The sequence below is a fragment of the Leifsonia sp. LS1 genome (assembly GCF_020521355.1).
Classification (GTDB): domain Bacteria; phylum Actinomycetota; class Actinomycetes; order Actinomycetales; family Microbacteriaceae; genus Leifsonia.
On sequence record NZ_BPER01000010.1, the window covers coordinates 1 to 17,460 of the forward strand.

Here is a 17,460-nt window from a genome sequence, read left to right on the forward strand (position 1 = left end):
CGTCGTTGCGCTCATTCGGGCGTCGAAGGCGCAACGACGTGAACCTCGAGGGGGTGGGCGGCGCGGGGGTGGGGGCGCGGGGGTGGGGGCGCGGGGGTGGGGGCGCTGGTAGGGTTTACTTGCTGAACGGTCGTTTGGTAATTCGCGATTCGAAGGAGAGACGCGATGGAGACGCTGCGTGTCGCCGAGCGCGCCGACCGCGTCGAGGTGACGCTCGACCGTCCCGAGCGGCGCAACGCGATCGACCAGCGGATGGTCGACGAGCTGCACGACGTCTGCGAGCGTCTCGAACGCGACCCGCGCATCCTCGTGCTCACCGGCGCCGACGGGGTGTTCGCATCCGGCGCGGACATCGCCGAGCTGCGCGACCGCACCGCCGTCGACGCCCGCCACGCCATCAACGCCACGATCTTCACCCGCATCGCCGAGCTCCCCCTGCCCGTCATCGCCGCCCTCGACGGCTACGCGTTGGGCGGCGGGGCCGAGCTGGCGTACGCGGCCGACTTCCGGCTCGGCACGCCGCGGCTGCGCATCGGCAACCCGGAGACGGGGCTGGGGATCATCGCCGCGGCGGGCGCGCTCTGGCGCCTGCCCCGGCTGGTGGGCGAACCGCTCGCGAAGGAGATCGTGCTCGCGGGCCGGGTGCTGACCGGCGAGGAGGCGCTCGCGGCCGGCCTGGTCTCCGCCCTCTTCGAGCCGGACGAGCTGCTCGCCGGGGCGCACGCGCTCGCCGACCGCATCGCGGCGAACGACCCCCTGGCGACCCGCTACACCAAGGAGGTGCTGGCGATGCCGGCGGAGGAGCATCCGCGGGCCGAGCGGGAGGCGCAGGCGGTCCTGTTCGAGTCCCCGGAGAAGCACCGGCGCATGACGGAGTTCCTCGAACGGGGGCGGCCGTGACGGCGGACGAGTCGATGACCGCGGAGCCGGCACCCGAGCGCGTCGGCGTGGTCGGCGGCGGCCGGATGGGCGCGGGCATCGCGCACGCCTTCCTCATGGCGGGTGCGCGGGTCGCGGTCGTCGAACGCGACGAGGCCGCCGCGGAGGCCGCCCGGGCCCGCATCCGGCGCTCGGTCACGGCGAGCCTGGAACGGGGCGAGCCCGCACCCGATCCGGACGCCCTGGTCATCGGGACCGTCTGGGAGAGCCTGGCCGGGTCGCAGCTCGTGGTCGAGGCCGTCCCGGAGCTGCCGGAGCTGAAGGCGGAGGCGCTACGGCGGGCGGAAGACCTGCTGACGGCCGACGCGGTGCTCGCGACCAACACCTCCTCCCTCTCCATCGATGCGCTCGCGACAGCGCTGCGCCGCCCGGGCGGCTTCGTGGGGATGCACTTCTTCAACCCGGTGCCGGCGTCGGCGCTGGTCGAGGTGGTGGCCGGGTCGGCGACCGCGCCGTCCGCCGTCGCCGCGGCGACAGGATGGGTGGCCGCGATCGGCAAGACCGCCGTCGTCGTGCGCGACTCCCCCGGCTTCGCCTCCTCGCGCCTCGGCGTGCTGCTCGGGCTCGAGGCGATCCGGATGCTCGAGGAGGGGGTCGGCTCGCCCGAGGACATCGATCGCGCGCTGGAGCTCGGCTACCGGCATCCCGTGGGCCCGCTGCGCCTGACGGATCTGGTCGGGCTCGACGTGCGCCTCGACATCGCCGAGTACCTCGCCCGCGAGCTCGGGCCGCGGTTCGAGCCGCCGGAGCTGCTGCGCCGGATGGTCGCGGACGGCCTGCTGGGTCGCAAGTCGGGGCGCGGGTTCTACGCCTGGCCCGACGCGACCGGAGACGGCTCCTCCGCTACGAGCGGCCCGGGGCGTCGATGATGAGATTCGTGATGCGGGCCGTGCAGAGCCGGTTCCCCTCGTCGTCGGTCACCACGATCTCGTGCGAGGCGATCGTGCGACCGAGCCGGATGGCGGTGGCGACCCCCGTCACGAGCCCGGAGCGCGCCGAGCGGTGGTGGGTCGCGTTGATGTCGACGCCGACCGCGCTGCGCCCGGGACCGGCATGGATGACCGCCGCCCAGGAGCCGAGCGCTTCCGCGAAGGCGACGGATGCCCCGCCGTGGAGCAGGCCGAACGACTGGCGGTTGCCCTCGACCGGCATCGTCGCGACCACCCGCTCCGCCGACTGCTCCAGGATGCGCACACCCATCTTCTCGTCGAGCTCGCCGAGCTCGATCGTCCATCCGCTGCCCGCGCCCTCGTCGACCATGCGGCCAGCATACGTCCCGTCGGGACACGCTCTCCGAGGAGGAAACCGATGACCGAGTCGCCCGCCGTCCTGCCGAGCTACGTCCGGGACGGGTGGTGGACACCCTCCGACGACACAGGCGCGACCGCGGTGCTCGACGCCTCCACCGGCGAGCCGGTCGCCCGGGTGAGCGCGACCGGCCTCGACCTCGCCGCCGCCCTCGACCACGCCCGGACCGTCGGGCAGACGTCTCTGGGCGCCCTGACGTTCCACCAGCGCGCGCTGCTGCTGAAGGCGTTCGCGCAGGCGCTCACCGCCCGCAAGCAGGAGCTGTACGACGCGTCGGCCTCCGCGGGCGCAACCCGGGCGGACGCGTGGATCGACGTGGACGGCGGCATCGGCGCGCTCTTCACCTACGGTTCGAAGGGGCGGCGCGAGCTGCCGAACGCGCAGGTCGTCGTCGACGGGCCGCCCGAGCCGCTCTCCACGGACGGCTCGTTCTCCGGGCAGCACGTCTACACCCGGCTGCCGGGCGTCGCCGTGCAGATCAACGCCTTCAACTTCCCGGTCTGGGGGCTGCTCGAGAAGCTGGCGCCCTCGTTCCTCGCCGGGATGCCGACACTGGTGAAGCCCGCGACGCCGACGGCCCAGGTCGCCGAGCGGATGGTGCGCATCCTGGTCGAGAGCGGCCTGCTGCCGGACGGGTCGCTGCAGGTGGTGTGCGGGGCGGTGCCGGGCCTCCTGGACCACCTGCGGCTGGGCGACCTGGTCGCGTTCACCGGCTCGGCCTCCACGGCGGAGCACCTGCGCTCGCACGCCTCCGTGCAGACCGGCGGCGTGCGGTTCACGAGCGAGACCGACTCGATCAACGCCTCCGTGCTCGGACCGGACGCCGGCCCCGGCTCGCCGGAGTTCGACGCCTACGTGAAGCAGCTGGTGGTGGAGCTGACGGCCAAGGCGGGCCAGAAGTGCACAGCCATCCGGCGCGTGATCGTGCCGGCGGGGAGCGAAGAGGCCCTGATCGACGCGGTGCGCGCCCGCATCGCCGAGCGCGTCGTCGTCGGCGACCCGCGGGCGGAGGGGGTGACCATGGGGCCGCTCGCCTCGCGAACCCAGCGCGACGAGGTGCTCCGGCAGGTCGGGAGGCTCGTGGAGGCCGGCGGAGAGGTCGTGGTCGGCGGGCTCGGCGATCCGGTCGTGCGGCGGGCCGACGGGTCGGAAGGGGTCGCGGCGGAGGGCGCGTTCGTCGCCCCACTGCTGCTGCGGTTCGCCGACGCGCACACGCCCGCGGCGCACACGGTGGAGGCGTTCGGGCCGGTCGCGAGCATCCTGTCGTACACGTCGCCCGCCGAGGCGGCCGAGCTCGTCGCGCGAGGAGGCGGCTCACTGGTGACCAGTGCGGCGACGCACGACACCGCGTTCGCGCGCGATCTCGTGCTCGCCTCCGCGGCGTACAACGGGCGCATCCTGCTGCTCGACCGCGACGACGCGCGCAGCTCGACCGGGCACGGCTCACCCGTCCCGCACCTCGTGCACGGCGGCCCCGGGCGGGCGGGCGGCGGGGAGGAGCTGGGCGGGATCCGCGCAGTCCTGCACCACATGCAGCGGACGGCGATCCAGGGCTCCCCGGACATGCTCACCGCGATCACGGGCGTGTGGCACGAGGGCGCCGCCGCGACAGCCGGGGGCGAGCATCCGTTCCGCAAGTCGCTCGCGACCCTGCGGATCGGCGACCAGGTCGCCTCCGCCTCCCGCCGCGTGACCCTGGACGACATCGAGGCGTTCGCGACGTTCACGGGCGACACGTTCTACGCCCACATGGACGAGGAGGCCGCCGCGGCGAACCCGTTCTTCCCGGGTCGCGTGGCGCACGGCTACCTTCTCGTGTCGTGGGCCGCCGGGCTGTTCGTGGACCCGGCGCCGGGTCCGGTGCTCGCGAACTACGGGCTGGAGGACCTGCGCTTCCTCACCCCGGTGTCGCCGGGCGACAGCATCCGGGTCACGCTCACGGCCAAGCAGATCACGCCGCGGGAGACCGACGAGTACGGCGAGGTGCGGTGGGACGCGCGCATCCGCAACCAGCACGACGAGCTCGTTGCGACCTACGACGTCCTCACCCTGGTCGCGAAGGAGTAGCCCCCGCCGCACATTTGGACCAAATGCCGCGAAAGCGCGCGCCGTACGGCACATTCGGTCCAAATGTGGGGGGTCAGAGGGCGAAGGCGAGGATGGTGTCGGCGACGGAATCCGGGGTGAGGGGGCCGTCGGGGTCGTACCACTCGGTGAGCGAGTTGATCGTGCCGAAGAGCAGCCGGGCGACGACGACCGGGTCGGCGTCGGTGCGCAGGGCGCCCTCCGCCTGCGCCTCGGCGACGAGGTCGGCCACCGCGCGGTCGAACGCGCGGCGACGTACGAGCGCGGCCCGCTCGACCTCGGTGTTCCCGCGCACGCGGAGCAGGAGGGTGACGTAGGGCTTCCGCTCGGCGAGCACGTGCACGGCGCCGCGCAGCACAGCGGCCAGGCGTGCCGCTGCCGGGCCGTCCGTCGCCTCCGGCGAGCGCAGCACGCCCTCGAGTCCGTCCAGCGCCACGTCGAGCGCGAGCGCCAGCAGCTCGTCCTTGGCGGAGACGTGATGGTAGATCGCCGACTTGGAGAGCCCGAGCCGGGTCGCGAGCATCCCGATGGAGGTCGCGTCGTAGCCGTGCTCGTTGAACGCGGCCACCGCCACCTCGAGGATGCCGCGCTGGTCGTAGCCGGGGCGGCCCCGGCGCAGGCCCTCGGCCGGCAGCGTCTCGGTCATGCGCCCCAGTGTGGCACGCTTCCCGCCCGGACGGATATACTAAACGAACGATCAGTCAGTTATTGAGCGTCGACGGAGACGGAGGGACTGATGACGAGCATCGACACGGTCGAGCAGGACGACGCGCAGGCGCGGTTCGACGACCTCATCGCGGCCGACTCCCGCGTGGAGCCGCGCGACTGGATGCCCGACGCCTACCGGCGCACCCTGATCCGGCAGATGTCGCAGCACGCGCACTCCGAGATCATCGGGATGCAGCCGGAGGCCAACTGGATCACCCGCGCGCCGAGCCTGAAGCGCAAGGCGATCCTCATGGCGAAGGTGCAGGACGAGGCCGGCCACGGGCTCTACCTCTACTCCGCGGCGCAGACGCTGGGCATCACGCGCGACGAGATGACGGAGCAGCTGATCGACGGCACGGCCAAGTACTCCTCCATCTTCAACTACCCCACCCTCAGCTGGGCCGACATCGGCGCGATCGGCTGGCTGGTCGACGGCGCGGCCATCTGCAACCAGGTGCCGCTGTGCCGCTGCTCCTATGCCCCCTACGGCCGCGCGATGGTCCGCATCTGCAAGGAGGAGTCGTTCCATCAACGGCAGGGGTTCGAGATCCTGCTGACGCTGATGCGCGGGACCGCGGAGCAGCGCAGGATGGCGCAGGACGCGGTCGACCGCTGGTACTGGCCGTCGCTCATGATGTTCGGGCCTCCCGACGCCGAGTCCCCCCACTCGGCGCGGTCGATGGCATGGAAGATCAAGCGCTTCTCGAACGACGAGCTGCGGCAGCGGTTCGTCGCGATGCTGGTGCCGCAGGCGGAAGCGCTGGGCGTGACGCTGCCCGACCCGGCCCTGCGCTGGGACGAGGAGACGCAGGCCTACGAGCTGGGGCCCATCGACTGGAGCGAGCTGCAGGAGGTCATCGCCGGGCGAGGGCCCTGCAACGCCCAGCGGTTGCAGCGCCGGCGGGAGGCCCGCGAGGACGGCGCATGGGTGCGGGAGGCCGCGGCCGCGTACGCCGAGAAGCGCGCCGCCGGCGCGGGGCACGTCGCCGGCCGGGAGGCCGCCGCATGACCGCCGAAGTGTGGCCGCTGTGGGAGGTGTTCGTCCGCGCCTCCCGCGGCCTGAGCCACGTGCACGTCGGGTCGCTGCACGCGCCGGACGAGGAGCTGGCGGTGCGCAACGCCCGCGACCTCTACACGCGCCGCGGCGAGGGGGTCTCGATCTGGGTGGTGCGCTCGGACGCGATCACCGCGAGCGACCCGGACGCCAAGGACGCCTTCTTCACCTCGCCGGAGGGCAAGAACTACCGGCACGCGACTTACTACACGGAGAGCGAGGGGGTGAAGCAGCTGTGAGCACCGGGCCCTCGTCCGAGGAAGGGCACGGCCACGTCGAGCTCAGCACGGTCACGCTGTCGGCCGAGTTCGTCGACCACGCTTCCCCGGCCTCCGCCGATGTCGCCGAGTACGCGCTGTGGCTCGGCGACGACGCCCTCGTGCTCGCGCAGCGGCTCGGGATGTGGATCTCACGCGCGCCCGAGCTGGAGGAGGACGTCGCCCTCGCCAACATCGCCCTCGATCTGCTCGGCCACGCCCGGTCGCTGCTGCGCTACGCGGGCACCGCGTCCGGCCGCACCGAGGACGATCTCGCCTACTGGCGCGACGAGCACGCGTTCCGCTCCGCACACCTGTTCGAACAGCCGAACGGCGACTTCGCGCACACGATCGTGCGGCAGTTCGCGGCCTCCCACTACTTCGCGGAACTGTACGAGCGGTTGCGTGCCTCCGGCGACCCGGTGCTCGCCGGCGTCGCCGCGAAGGCGGTCAAGGAGGTCGACTACCACCGCGACCACGCCGACCAGTGGATGCGGCGGCTCGCCCTCGGCACCGACGAGTCCCGTCGCCGGACGCTGACCGCGCTGGCGGATGTGTGGCCGGCGGTCGACGAGCTCTTCCGCGACGACCCGCTGATCGACCGCCTGGAGGGGATCGCGGTGCGCCCCTCCACCCTGCGCGCCGCGTTCGAGACGAGCCTGCGTCCCGTTCTCGACGAGACCGGCCTGGAGCCGCCCGCGACCTTCGCGTCGTCCGGCGGCGGCCGCCGCGGACGCCACTCCGAGCACCTCGGTCCGCTGCTGGCGGAGCTGCAAGTGCTCGCCCGGCAGCACCCGGGGGCGACATGGTGAGCCACTTCGCCGAGGCGGACCGGGCATGGGAGGCCGCGGCCGCGGTGCTCGACCCGGAGGTGCCGGTGCTGACCATCGACGACCTGGGCATCCTGCGCGCCGTCAGCGTGACCGACGACGGCGTCGAGGTGGTCATGACGCCGACCTACTCCGGCTGCCCGGCGATGGAGACGATCCGCGAGGACGTCGTGCGGGCGCTCGCCCGGGCCGGCTTCGACGCGGTGCGCGTGCGCCTCGAGCTCGCCCCCGCCTGGACGACCGACTGGATCAGCGCCGCGGGCAAGGCCGCGCTGGAGGAGTACGGGATCGCTCCCCCCACCGGTGCCGCCGCGCCCGGCGGCCCGGTGCGCCTCTCGCTCGGCGTGAAGTGCCCGCAGTGCGGCTCGCTGAGCACCCGGCAGCTGTCTCGGTTCGGCTCCACCTCGTGCAAGGCCCTCTATGTGTGCGAGGGATGCGGGGAGCCGTTCGACCACTTCAAGGCGCTGTGAGGGCGACGATGGCCCGCGCACGCTTCCACACGCTGTCCGTCGCCGAGGTGCGGCCGCTGACCGCCGCGAGCGTCGAGGTGACCTTCGCCGTCCCTCCTGAGCTGCGGGACGACTACGACTACCTGCCCGGCCAGCATGTGGCCTTGCGGGCCGAGGTCGGCGGTCGGGAGCTGCGGCGCAGCTACTCGATCTGCCGCCCGCCGCTGCCGCCCTCGCTGGACCGGGACGGCCGCATCAGCGTGGCGATCAAGCGCGATCTCGGCGGCGCGTTCTCGACCTGGGCGACGAGCGAGCTGCGGCCCGGCGACCGGATCGACGTCATGAGCCCGCAGGGCACCTTCACCGTCGACCTCGCCGCGCTCGACGGCCGGCACATCGCGGGGATCGCCGCCGGCTCCGGGATCACCCCGCTGATGGCGCTCGCGACGAGCGTGCTCAGCGCGAGCACGACCTCCCGCTTCACCCTCGTGTACACGAACAGGACCGCGATCGACGTGATGTTCCTGGAGGAGCTCGCCGACCTCAAGGACCGCTTCCCCGCCCGGCTCGCCCTGCACCACGTGCTCTCGCGCGAGCAGCGCTCGGCCCCGCTGCTCTCCGGCCGCATCGACGAGGAGCGGCTGCGCCGGATGCTCGGCACGCTCCTGCCGCCCGACACCGTCGACGAGTGGTTCCTGTGTGGACCGTTCGAGCTGGTGCAGCTGAGCCGCGACGTGCTGGAGGACTCCGGCGTGCCGCGTCCCTCCGTGCACTTCGAGCTGTTTATCACCGGCGACCCGGCCGAGGTGCGCGGCGATGCGGGCCGCCCGGTCGTCGTGCACGACGGCGAGCGCACGGCCGAGATCGAGTTCACGCTCGACGGGACCACCTCCACCGTCTCCACCCCGGTCGACGCCAACGAGTCGGTCCTCAACGCCGCCCTGCGCGTGCGCGCCGACGTGCCCTTCGCCTGCACGGGCGGTGTCTGCGGCACCTGCCGGGCCCGGCTGCTCGACGGCGAGGTGCGGATGACGGAGAACTACGCGCTCGAGCCCGAAGAGCTGGAGCGCGGCTACGTGCTGACCTGCCAGTCCCATCCCCTGACCGACCGGATCGTCGTCGACTACGACGGGTGAGGAGCGCCATGATCGAGCTGGCCATCGACGACGGCATCGCCCGCGTGACGCTGAACGCGCCCGCCCGGCTGAACGCCCTCGGGCCGGACGACCTCCGCGCCCTCGACGCGGCGTACGCGTCGGCGGAGGAGGCGCGCGTGCGAGCGCTCGTGCTGCGCGGAACAGGACGGGCGTTCTGCGCGGGCCGCGACATCTCCGGGGTCGATCCGGCCACCGACGACGTGAGCGGCTACCTCGACGGCCTCGTCGCCCCGCTGCTGCGCCGCATGAGTACCTTCCCTGCCCCGACCTTCGCCGCCGCACAGGGCGCCTGCCTGGGCGTGGGGCTCGGTCTCCTCGTCGCGACGGACGTCGTGCTCGTCGCGGACGATGCGAAAGTCGGCTCCCCGTTCGCCGCACTCGGCGCCGCCCTCGACTCCGGAGGCCACTGGCTGCTCGTCTCCCGCCTCGGCCCGCACCGCGCCCTCGACCTCGTCTACTCGGGCCGCCTGCTCTCCGGCACCGAGGCCGTGGCGGGCGGCCTGTTCAGTCGCGCCCTGCCCGCGGCCGAGCTCGGCGACGCAGTGGAGGCTGCGGCGAGCGCGGCCGCGACCGGTGCGACCCAGGCGTTCCTCGCGAGCAAGCGCATCGTCGCGGGCCTGCGCGACGGCGACCTGGACCTCTGGTCCTCCGTCGCCGCCGAGAACGCCGCACAAGCCGCCCTGCGCGACACCGCCGACTACCGCGAAGGCTTCGCCGCCTTCCAGCAGAAGCGGCGGCCCCGCTTCACCGGGCGTTGAGCACCAGCCCCGGTTACGTCGTGTGACGTGCCGGGTGCGCCGCGGCACGGCATCCCGCATCCTGGATCGCATGACCCGTCAGATCCGTTTCAACGCCTTCGACATGAACTGCGTCGCCCATCAGGCCTCGGGGATGTGGCGCCACCCCGACGACCAGGCGTGGCGGTACAAGGACCTCACCTACTGGACCGAGCTCGCGAAGCTGCTGGAGCGCGGGAAGTTCGACGGGATCTTCATCGCCGATGTGCTCGGCACGTACGACGTGTACGGCGGCGACAACGAGGCCGCGATCCGGCACGGCGCGCAGGTCCCGGTCAACGACCCGATCCTCCTGGTCTCGGCGATGGCGCTGGTGACGGAGAACCTGGGCTTCGGCATCACCGCGGGCACCGCCTACGAGCACCCGTACCCGTTCGCCCGCCGCATGTCGACGCTCGATCACCTGACCAACGGACGTGTCGGGTGGAACGTCGTCACCGGCTACCTGCCCTCGGCCGCGCGCAACATGGGGCACGACGACCAGCGGGAGCACGACGACCGCTACGACCACGCCGACGAGTACCTGGAGGTGCTCTACAAGCTGTGGGAGGGGTCGTGGGAGGACGACGCCGTCGTGCGCGACCGCGAGGCCGGCGTGTTCACCGACCCGGCGAAGGTGCACGAGATCGGCCACAGCGGCACGCACTTCACCGTGCCGGGCATCCATCTCTCCGAGCCGAGCCCGCAGCGCACGCCGGTGATCTACCAGGCCGGCGCGTCGAAGCGCGGCATCGGGTTCGCAGCCGAGAACGCGGAGGCCATCTTCGTCGCCGCCTCCACCAAGGACGGGCTGAAGGCGACCGTCGCGAAGCTCCGCGACGCCCTCGAGGCCGCCGGACGCGACCGCTACTCCGCCCGCATCTACACGCTGCTGACGATCATCACGGACGAGACGCCCGAGAAGGCGCAGGCGAAGTTCGAGGACTTCCTGCAGTACACCTCCGACGAGGGCGCGCTCGTGTTCATGTCGGGGTGGATGGGCGTCGACCTGTCGCAGTACGACCTCGACGAGCCGATCGGCAACGTGCAGAGCAACGCCATCCAGTCGGCCGTCGCCAACTTCCAGCGCCCGAACGAGGACGGCGGCGAGTGGACCGTGCGCGACATCGGCCGCAACGGGGCCATCGGCGGCCTCGGACCGTACATCGTCGGCTCGGGGGCGGAGATCGCCGACCAGCTGCAGGAGTGGGTGGAGGAGACCGACGTCGACGGCTTCAACCTCGCCTACGCGATCACCCCCGGCACGTTCGAGGACATCGTCGAGTTCGTCATCCCGGAGCTGCAGAAGCGCGGCGCCTACCCGACCGACTATGTGCCGGGCACGCTGCGCAACAAGCTGCACGGCGCGGGCGACCGGGTGGCGGAGACGCACCGGGCCGCCCGGTACCGGGTGAAGGCGGCAGCCCCGCAGGCTTGACCCGCGACCATCGCCACCTTGCACGCAACCTTGCATGCAAGGCGTAGACTGGACGCATGATCCCGGCCGCCGAGCACGCCTACGCCCACACCAAGCACCTCATCCTGTCGGGCGAGGCCCCGGGCGGGACGCTGCTCAGCGAGGCGCAGCTCGGCGCCGAGATCGGCGTCAGCCGCACGCCCGTGCACGAGGCGTTCCTGCGATTGGCGGCGGAGGGGCTGCTCACGCTCGAGCCGCGGCGCGGGGCGGTCGTGGTGCCGATGTCGCCGCGGGAGGCGCAGAACGTGCTCGATCTGCGGGAGGCGATCGAGGCCACCGCCGCCGCGCGAGTGGGCGAGGGAGGCGGGGCCGACGACGCCCTGCGCACCGCCCTCGAGGAGGCCCTGGCGGAGCAGCGCGCGGCCATCGCCGCCGGCGACGTCGAGCGCTTCGTCGAGGCGGACCAGTGGTTCCACGCGGCCGTCGTGGACGCGTCGGGGAACGATCTCGCCGGCCACTTCTACGGGCTCCTGCGCGACCGCCAGCAGCGCATCCGGCACCAGTTGTTCCGCGTGCGGCCGGAGACTCTGGGCGATTCGCTCGCCGACCACGAGGCCCTGCTCGACGCCCTGCGCAGCGGCGGCGACTACCCCGGTCTGCTGCGCACGCACATCGCACGCAACCAGGGCGCGCTGTGATGCGCGAGACCCGTGACGTCCGCGCGGCCCGGTCCTCTCGCGCACCGTGGCGACTGGTGTTCGCCGTCATGTTCGTCTGCTCCTGGTGCGGCAACCAGTTCAGTCCGCTCCTGCTCATGTACAAGGACGTCCAGCACTATTCGGAGCTGACCGTCAACATGTTCCTCGGCGTCTATGTGCTGGGCCTGGCGCCGGCGCTGCTGATCGCCGGAGCACTCTCGGACCGGCACGGCCGGCGGCCGCTGATGTTCGCGGGAGTGCTCTCGGCGATGCTCGCGAGCGGAGCGTTGGCCCTGGGCGAGCTGGGACCGGTGCCGATCTACGTCGGACGGCTGCTCTCCGGCATCACGGTCGGCATCGCGATGGCGGTGGGCACCAGCTGGATGAAGGAGGTCTCCTCGCCGCGCTTCGAGCCGGGCGTCGACCGGGCGGCCGGAGCACGTCGCGCCTCCCTCGCGTTCACGCTGGGCTCCGCCGCCGGTGCGCTCGTCGCGGGCGGGATCGCGCAGTTCACCGTGTTCGGCGAGGAGCTGCCGTTCGTCGTCCACATCGCACTGACGCTGCCGCTCGCGTGGGCGGTGCTGCGCATCCCCGAGACGGCGACCAGCGGAGGCGAGCGCGGTCCCCTGCTGGCCCAGCTGCGCATCCCGGCTGCGGGCCACAAGCGGTTCCGCCGGGTGGTGCTGGTCGCGGCGCCCTGGATCTTCGCCGCGGCGGCACTGGCCTACGGCTACCTTCCCGTGCTGCTCGGCGATCGGACCGGGGAGTGGGGGCTGGGCTACGCGACCGTCCTCACCGTCGTCGCGCTGGGTGTCGCCTCGCTGGTGCAGCCGATCGCCAAGCGGCTCCACTCCGTCTCGAGCGCGCGCGGGCTGGTGGCGGCGCTGATCACGATCGGCGCCGGGCTCGTCATCCTCACCGGGGCGGTCGTGACGCGGTCGCTGCTTCTCGGCCTCCTCGCGGCCGTCGTCCTGGGCGCCGGGATGGGCATCGCCCTCGTCTCCGGGCTGCTGGAGGTGCAGAGCATCGCGACGCCGCGCGACCTCGCCGGGCTGACCGGGATGTTCTACGCCGTGGCCTATGCAGGCTTCCTCGTGCCGACCATCATGGCCGCGCTCACGCCGCCTCTGTCGACGATCGGGCTGTTCCTCGCGCTGATCGCGCTGGCCGCACTGTCGTCGCTGGCCCTGCTCGCCTCGTACTCCAAGCACCTGCCCCGCACCGCGGAGGCGTGAGGCCCTGCGCGGCGTGACGACTCCGGAGATCTCGTCGCCGTTGGCGGACGTCGCCGTTCCTCCGGAACTCTGGACGGCGCGTCGGCGGAGAGATCCGTTCGAACGGAGATCGTGACCGACACGCGGAGCGCGGCGCCGTTCGAACGGAGTTCGCGGCCGAGTCGTCGCGAGAGCCCGTTCCCACTGAGGTCGCGGTGGCCGCAGCCTGTCCGGCCGACGTCCACCGCGGCCCGCTGTCAGACCCGTGTCGCCAGCAGCCGCTCCACCGCGCCCAGCGGGATGGGGATCCACGCCGGACGGTGCCGCGCCTCGTACACGATCTCGTACACCGCCTTGTCGAGCTCGAACGCGTCGAGCAGCGCGTGGTGCTCCTCCAGCTCGGCGCCGGCAACGGACGCGTAGCCCTCGAGGTACGCCTCCCGTGCCCGGGCGGACCAGGCGGCCGCGTCGATCGGCGGCTGCCGCTGCGCGAGCGACCCGGCGACGTAGTCGAACGAGCGGAGCATCCCGGCGACGTCGCGCATCGTGGAGTCCGGGAGGCTGCGCTCGGCGAGCGGGCGCAATGGCTCTCCCTCGAAGTCGATGAACTGCCAGCCGCGGTCGGGCGCGTGGAGCACCTGCCCGAGGTGCAGGTCTCCGTGGATGCGCTGCAGCACGGGCGCCGGAGCGGCCGCCGCGGCCTCGTAGACAGCGGCGATCCCCGGGCGCAGCCGCTCGACATCGGGCACCTCGGTCGTGGTCACGGTGAGGCGGCGGAACATCGCGTCGAGCGCGCGGGCGACATCCTCCCGATCCGCGGGCCGGGTCGGCAGAGCCAGCGCCAGCTGACGGTGCAGCTCGGCGGTGCCCCGCCCGAGGTCGAATGCCCGGTCGGCGAAGTCCTCACCGCGCTCGGCGGCCGAGACGGCGAGCTCCCAGCCGTCCTCCGCGCCCGGCACGAAGTCCTGGATGAGCGCCAGCTCGCCGGCGGCACGGCCTCCCGTCGCCGCAGGCCACTCGCCGGTCAGCCAGCCGATCAGAGCGGGCGTCCGACGCGATCCCTCGGCGGTCAGCGCCGCCAGGGTCGAGACGTCGGGGTTCTCGCCGTCCTGCACGACGCGGAACACCTTGACCAGCGCGAGCCGGTCGCCGGCGAGCTCGGCCACGATCGACGTGTTCGACTGCTCACCTGTGAGACGGCGCGACGAGACGACCTCGATCGGGCCGGCGAGCGTGTGCCCCTGTGCGTGCGCGTCGCGTCCCTCGGAGCGGTCCGCGCCGGTCATCAGCGCGATGAGGGAGGCGACGTAGGCCTCCTCGGTCGGGCCGTCGTAGAGGAAGCGTCCGCCGGCCTCGCCGATGAGGGCCGCCGCGTCGCCGCCCCGATCCGGCCGTGCCACGACCGGCACCTGGTACACCCGTGGGGTGCGTGGGGCGTCGTCGCAGAAGAAGTGGGTGACGATGCGGAGTTCGGGATCGGCGGGCTCGATCTCGAAGGAGGCGAGGAGTCGCAGTCTCGGCTCGACGCTCTTGGTCGAATACCACCGTTGGCGCCGCATCCATGACCCGACGAGCTCCGTGAGTTCGGTCATGCCAGCACGGTACGCCCAGATCGGAGACAGCGCGGAGAACAACCGGCGAACGTGCAGGATCGCGGGAGGAGGCCGCCGCTCAGCGCGTCCCGATCGTGACGCCGCGTGCCGCGAAGAACGGCATCGGGTCGATCTGCAGCCCGTTGACGCGCACCTCCAGGTGCAGGTGGCAGCCGGTGGACGCACCGGTCGAGCCGACCTGCGCGATCGCCTGTCCGGCCGCGACCCGCTGCCCGACCGCCACGCCGATCCCGCCGTCGCGGATGTGCCCGTATGCGGTCTGCACGCCGCCGCCGTGGTCGATCAGGATGAAGTTGCCGTAGGACCCGTTGGGCCCGGCGTCGACCACGGTGCCCGCCGCGGCCGCCACGATCGTGGTCCCGCAGGCCGCACCGATGTCGTCGCCCGGGTGGAAGAGCGCGGTGCCCGCGGGGCGGGAGGGCCGCGGCCCGAAGCCGTCGGTCAGCGGCCCGTGCACCGGGAGGGTCCAGCCGTCCGGGATGAGGGAGGGATCGACGGTGAGGGTGCTCCAGCCCGCGTCGGCGGACAGCACGGTCGGCACCTCGGCCAGCGCGGCGACGGCCAGGTCGACCCGGGTCTGCGCGTCGGCCACGGTCTGCTCGCTCGCCGCGACGTCGATGGCGGACACCGTCCGCGCGGCGGCGGCGGCCTTCTTCTTCGCGGCCGCCGCTGCCCGCGCGTCGGCGCTCGCGGCGCGGAGTGTCCGCTCGCCGTCCGCTGAGAGGGTCCTCAGGCGGTCGACGGCCCCGAGCCGCCCCAGGAGGTCGCCCCTGCCGCTGAGGACGGTGGCGAGCGGGTCTGCGGTGGGCCCGTGCGAGACGGCCGAGCGCACGAGCGCCGCCGCTGACGCGGCAGACCTCTGCGCCCGCTTCGCCGCCGCATCCGCCTGCGCCTGCAGCGCGTCGGCGAGGGTCTGCGCCTGCTCCCGCTCGCGCTGTGCGTCCCGCGCCTGCTCGGAGGCGGTGGCCAGGGCATCCTGCGCCGTGGCGAGGTCGCTCGCCAGCTGCGAGGCACGCGCGACGTCGGCCTCGTCGAGCGCCGGCCCCGGGCCGAGGTCGGGGATCGTGAGCGGGATGTCGTCGGTGGGTGCGGGAGCAGGGGTCGAGGTGGGGGACGGGGTCGGGGTGGGTGTGGGGGTCGGCGTCCCCGTCGGCGTCGGAGTGCCCGTGGGATCCGGAGTCGAGGTGGGCGTCGGCGTCCCGGTCGGATCGGGGGTCCCGGTCGGATCGGGGGTCCCGGTCGGGGTCGGCGTCTCGGTCGCGGACGCGGTCGGCGCGGGTGCCGGCATCGCGCATCCCGCCGCCGGACACTCCTGGGCCACGGCGGCCTGCGCCGGCGCCGCGAGCGTCCCGAAAGCCGCGAGAGCCAGCGCCGCGGCCGCCACCATCCCGGTCGCGGGCCGCGCTCCGCCCGCGCGGCGCGGTCCCCCGCGTCGTGACCCCACCCGCCGACCTCGCTGCGCGCTCTTCATGATCACGCGGGCCCACGCCGATCGCGTCGCGCGCCCGTGCTCCGATGCTCTCACCGCGACAGCCCGCGGACAAGCACCGGCCCCGATGTCGGATTCGGCTCACAGCGTCCCGGCGCGCACGACCACCAGGGGCTCCTCCCCCCGGATAGCCTGATCGGACGACGCGAAGGAGGATCATGCCGCATCCTCGCAGCCGCGACGTCTTCGGGATCCCGGGCTTTCCGGCGTACTGGGCGGCATACACGGTCTCCGGATTCGGCACCTACGTCACGACCATCGCGGTGCAGGTGCTCGTCCTCGTCGACCTCGGCGGAGACGCCGTCGATGTCGGCCTCCTCAACGCGGCTCGCTGGCTGCCCTACCTGCTGCTCGGGCTGGTCGCCGGCGCCCTGGTCGACCGGAGGCCCCGCAAGCCGGTGCTCGTGGGAGCCGATCTCGGGCGGGCCGTGCTGCTGCTCGTCATCCCGCTGCTCGCCGTCGCGGGGTGGCTCAGCCTCCCCGCCCTCCTCGTCGTCGTGATGGCGGTCGGGTCGCTGTCCCTGTTCGGCGATGCCGCCGCCCAATCGCTCGTGCCCCGGATCGTCCCCCGCGCCCAGCTGCTCGCCGCCCACGCGCGCACGGACCAGAGCGACGCCGTGGCCCAGACGGCGGGACCGGTCGTCGCCGGCGGGCTGGTGACCCTTGTCGGCGCGGCGTTCTCCATCGTCATCGACGCCGCGTCGTACCTGTTCTCCGCGATCGCGATCGGGCGGATCCGGGTGGAGGAGGCTCCCGCGGCACCCGCCGACCGGCGTCCGCTCCGGACGGAGATCGCCGAGGGGCTCCGCTGGGTCTACCGTCATCGCGTGCTCGCGCCGATGGCGATCGGCTCCCACGGCTGGTTCTTCTTCACCAGCATGCTCGGCACCGTCTTCACGCCGTTCGTCCTGATCGGCCTGCACCTGTCACCGTTCCAGCTGGGGGTCGCCCTCGCCGGAGCGGGAGTCGCCGCGCTCGTCGGCAGCACCCTCTCGCGCCGGGTCGGACTCCGTTGGGGTGCGGGACGCGCCGTCATCGTGAGCAATCTCGTCATGGTCCTCGCCTGGGCTGTCATCGCGACGGTGCCGGAGCCGGCCCCCGCCTGGTCCCTGGTCGCCCTGCTCACGATCGGGCAGGGCTTCTACGGATTCGGCCTCGGCCTGAGCAACGCGAACGAGATGGGCTATCGCCAGGCCGTCACCCCGGACCGTCTGCAGGCACGCACGAACACCACGTGGCGCTCGGCCAACCGCGGGATGATCGTCGTGGGGGCGCCCCTCGGCGGACTCCTCGCCGACGCGCTCGGGTTCCGGCCGACGCTCTGGATCGCGATCGGCGGTGTCGCCCTGGTGACCGGCTTCCTCGCGCTCAGCCCGTTCCGAACGGCACGGCATCAGCTGCCCGAGCCGGAAGCCGGAGCCTGACGTGCACCGCCCGCGATGTCGGATGCGGCTCACAGCCTCCGC

Annotated in this window: 17 protein-coding genes; 13 read left to right on the top strand and 4 right to left on the bottom strand. The window is 73.0% G+C overall.

The window, feature by feature from the left end:
* Window positions 1–165: 165 nt before the first annotated feature.
* Both LLS1_RS16375 and LLS1_RS16380 read left to right on the top strand, forming a co-directional pair.
* On the top strand, window positions 166–900 hold the full coding sequence (locus LLS1_RS16375) for an enoyl-CoA hydratase/isomerase family protein (protein WP_226657228.1): 735 nt from the start codon (window positions 166–168) through the stop codon (window positions 898–900).
* A 14-nt stretch (window positions 901–914) separates the two neighbouring features.
* Window positions 915–1,808 carry a 3-hydroxyacyl-CoA dehydrogenase family protein gene (locus LLS1_RS16380; protein ID WP_226657354.1) on the top strand — a complete coding sequence of 298 codons (894 nt, stop codon included), beginning with the start codon at window positions 915–917 and terminating at the stop codon, window positions 1,806–1,808.
* Here the strand turns inward: LLS1_RS16380 and LLS1_RS16385 are convergent.
* Window positions 1,783–2,199 (bottom strand): PaaI family thioesterase, encoded by a 417-nt coding sequence (locus tag LLS1_RS16385; protein WP_226657230.1) that lies wholly within the window; start codon window positions 2,197–2,199, stop codon window positions 1,783–1,785. The genes LLS1_RS16380 and LLS1_RS16385 overlap by 26 nt on opposite strands.
* A 48-nt stretch (window positions 2,200–2,247) precedes the next feature.
* On the opposite strand from LLS1_RS16385, the gene paaZ reads away from it, so the two are divergent.
* On the top strand, window positions 2,248–4,314 hold the full coding sequence (paaZ, locus tag LLS1_RS16390; protein WP_226657232.1) for a phenylacetic acid degradation bifunctional protein PaaZ: 2,067 nt from the start codon (window positions 2,248–2,250) through the stop codon (window positions 4,312–4,314).
* Between the two features lie 73 nt (window positions 4,315–4,387).
* Here the strand turns inward: paaZ and LLS1_RS16395 are convergent, their stop codons facing one another.
* On the bottom strand, window positions 4,388–4,978 hold the full coding sequence (locus LLS1_RS16395; protein WP_223357682.1) for a TetR/AcrR family transcriptional regulator: 591 nt from the start codon (window positions 4,976–4,978) through the stop codon (window positions 4,388–4,390).
* A 90-nt stretch (window positions 4,979–5,068) separates the two neighbouring features.
* Between LLS1_RS16395 and paaA the strand changes: the two genes are divergently transcribed.
* The 9 genes from paaA to LLS1_RS16440 all read left to right on the top strand — a co-directional run bounded on the left by paaA (window position 5,069) and on the right by LLS1_RS16440 (window position 12,913).
* Window positions 5,069–6,049, top strand: coding sequence for a 1,2-phenylacetyl-CoA epoxidase subunit PaaA (paaA, locus tag LLS1_RS16400; RefSeq protein ID WP_226657234.1), 981 nt, complete (start codon window positions 5,069–5,071; stop codon window positions 6,047–6,049).
* Window positions 6,046–6,333 (top strand): 1,2-phenylacetyl-CoA epoxidase subunit PaaB, encoded by a 288-nt coding sequence (paaB, locus tag LLS1_RS16405; protein ID WP_226657236.1) that lies wholly within the window; start codon window positions 6,046–6,048, stop codon window positions 6,331–6,333. Before paaA ends, paaB begins: the two co-directional genes overlap by 4 nt.
* Entirely contained in the window at window positions 6,330–7,163 is an 834-nt protein-coding gene (gene paaC, locus LLS1_RS16410; protein WP_374758285.1) for a 1,2-phenylacetyl-CoA epoxidase subunit PaaC, read from the top strand. The genes paaB and paaC overlap by 4 nt, the downstream gene beginning before the upstream one ends.
* Window positions 7,157–7,651, top strand: a complete 495-nt coding sequence (gene paaD / locus LLS1_RS16415) for a 1,2-phenylacetyl-CoA epoxidase subunit PaaD (RefSeq protein WP_226657238.1) — start codon at window positions 7,157–7,159, stop codon at window positions 7,649–7,651. Before paaC ends, paaD begins: the two co-directional genes overlap by 7 nt.
* Window positions 7,652–7,659: 8 nt before the next feature.
* Complete coding sequence (paaE, locus tag LLS1_RS16420; protein WP_226657240.1) at window positions 7,660–8,766, top strand: 1,2-phenylacetyl-CoA epoxidase subunit PaaE; 1,107 nt, start codon at window positions 7,660–7,662, stop codon at window positions 8,764–8,766.
* Between the two features lie 8 nt (window positions 8,767–8,774).
* Complete coding sequence (locus LLS1_RS16425; protein ID WP_226657242.1) at window positions 8,775–9,545, top strand: enoyl-CoA hydratase/isomerase family protein; 771 nt, start codon at window positions 8,775–8,777, stop codon at window positions 9,543–9,545.
* A gap of 70 nt (window positions 9,546–9,615) precedes the next feature.
* Complete coding sequence (locus LLS1_RS16430; RefSeq protein ID WP_226657244.1) at window positions 9,616–11,001, top strand: LLM class flavin-dependent oxidoreductase; 1,386 nt, start codon at window positions 9,616–9,618, stop codon at window positions 10,999–11,001.
* A gap of 56 nt (window positions 11,002–11,057) precedes the next feature.
* The gene (locus LLS1_RS16435; RefSeq protein WP_226657246.1) at window positions 11,058–11,678 is read left to right on the top strand and encodes a GntR family transcriptional regulator; all 621 of its coding nucleotides are present in this window, start codon (window positions 11,058–11,060) and stop codon (window positions 11,676–11,678) included.
* A complete protein-coding gene (locus LLS1_RS16440; RefSeq protein WP_226657248.1) occupies window positions 11,678–12,913 on the top strand; it encodes an MFS transporter in 1,236 nt (411 codons plus the stop codon). Before LLS1_RS16435 ends, LLS1_RS16440 begins: the two co-directional genes overlap by 1 nt.
* Window positions 12,914–13,149: 236 nt before the next feature.
* Here the strand turns inward: LLS1_RS16440 and LLS1_RS16445 are convergent, their stop codons facing one another.
* Together LLS1_RS16445 and LLS1_RS16450 are read right to left on the bottom strand one after the other, a co-directional pair.
* A complete protein-coding gene (locus tag LLS1_RS16445) occupies window positions 13,150–14,484 on the bottom strand; it encodes a hypothetical protein (RefSeq protein ID WP_226657250.1) in 1,335 nt (444 codons plus the stop codon).
* A gap of 79 nt (window positions 14,485–14,563) precedes the next feature.
* Window positions 14,564–15,949, bottom strand: coding sequence for a M23 family metallopeptidase (locus LLS1_RS16450; RefSeq protein WP_226657252.1), 1,386 nt, complete (start codon window positions 15,947–15,949; stop codon window positions 14,564–14,566).
* 203 nt (window positions 15,950–16,152) lie between these two features.
* Here LLS1_RS16450 and LLS1_RS16455 point away from each other — a divergent pair, with 203 nt between their 5' ends.
* Entirely contained in the window at window positions 16,153–17,418 is a 1,266-nt protein-coding gene (locus tag LLS1_RS16455) for an MFS transporter (protein ID WP_226657254.1), read from the top strand.
* Window positions 17,419–17,460 lie beyond the last annotated feature (42 nt).

Bases quoted from the DNA above. Each gene is read 5' to 3' on its own strand.
- LLS1_RS16375 (WP_226657228.1), top strand. From the start codon at position 166: ATGGAGACGCTGCGTGTCGCCGAGCGCGCCGACCGCGTCGAGGTGACG.
- LLS1_RS16380 (WP_226657354.1), top strand. From the start codon at position 915: ATGACCGCGGAGCCGGCACCCGAGCGCGTCGGCGTGGTCGGCGGCGGC.
- LLS1_RS16385 (WP_226657230.1), bottom strand. From the start codon at position 2,199: ATGGTCGACGAGGGCGCGGGCAGCGGATGGACGATCGAGCTCGGCGAG.
- paaZ (WP_226657232.1), top strand. From the start codon at position 2,248: ATGACCGAGTCGCCCGCCGTCCTGCCGAGCTACGTCCGGGACGGGTGG.
- LLS1_RS16395 (WP_223357682.1), bottom strand. From the start codon at position 4,978: ATGACCGAGACGCTGCCGGCCGAGGGCCTGCGCCGGGGCCGCCCCGGC.
- paaA (WP_226657234.1), top strand. From the start codon at position 5,069: ATGACGAGCATCGACACGGTCGAGCAGGACGACGCGCAGGCGCGGTTC.
- paaB (WP_226657236.1), top strand. From the start codon at position 6,046: ATGACCGCCGAAGTGTGGCCGCTGTGGGAGGTGTTCGTCCGCGCCTCC.
- paaD (WP_226657238.1), top strand. From the start codon at position 7,157: ATGGTGAGCCACTTCGCCGAGGCGGACCGGGCATGGGAGGCCGCGGCC.
- paaE (WP_226657240.1), top strand. From the start codon at position 7,660: ATGGCCCGCGCACGCTTCCACACGCTGTCCGTCGCCGAGGTGCGGCCG.
- LLS1_RS16425 (WP_226657242.1), top strand. From the start codon at position 8,775: ATGATCGAGCTGGCCATCGACGACGGCATCGCCCGCGTGACGCTGAAC.
- LLS1_RS16430 (WP_226657244.1), top strand. From the start codon at position 9,616: ATGACCCGTCAGATCCGTTTCAACGCCTTCGACATGAACTGCGTCGCC.
- LLS1_RS16435 (WP_226657246.1), top strand. From the start codon at position 11,058: ATGATCCCGGCCGCCGAGCACGCCTACGCCCACACCAAGCACCTCATC.
- LLS1_RS16440 (WP_226657248.1), top strand. From the start codon at position 11,678: ATGCGCGAGACCCGTGACGTCCGCGCGGCCCGGTCCTCTCGCGCACCG.
- LLS1_RS16445 (WP_226657250.1), bottom strand. From the start codon at position 14,484: ATGACCGAACTCACGGAGCTCGTCGGGTCATGGATGCGGCGCCAACGG.
- LLS1_RS16455 (WP_226657254.1), top strand. From the start codon at position 16,153: ATGCCGCATCCTCGCAGCCGCGACGTCTTCGGGATCCCGGGCTTTCCG.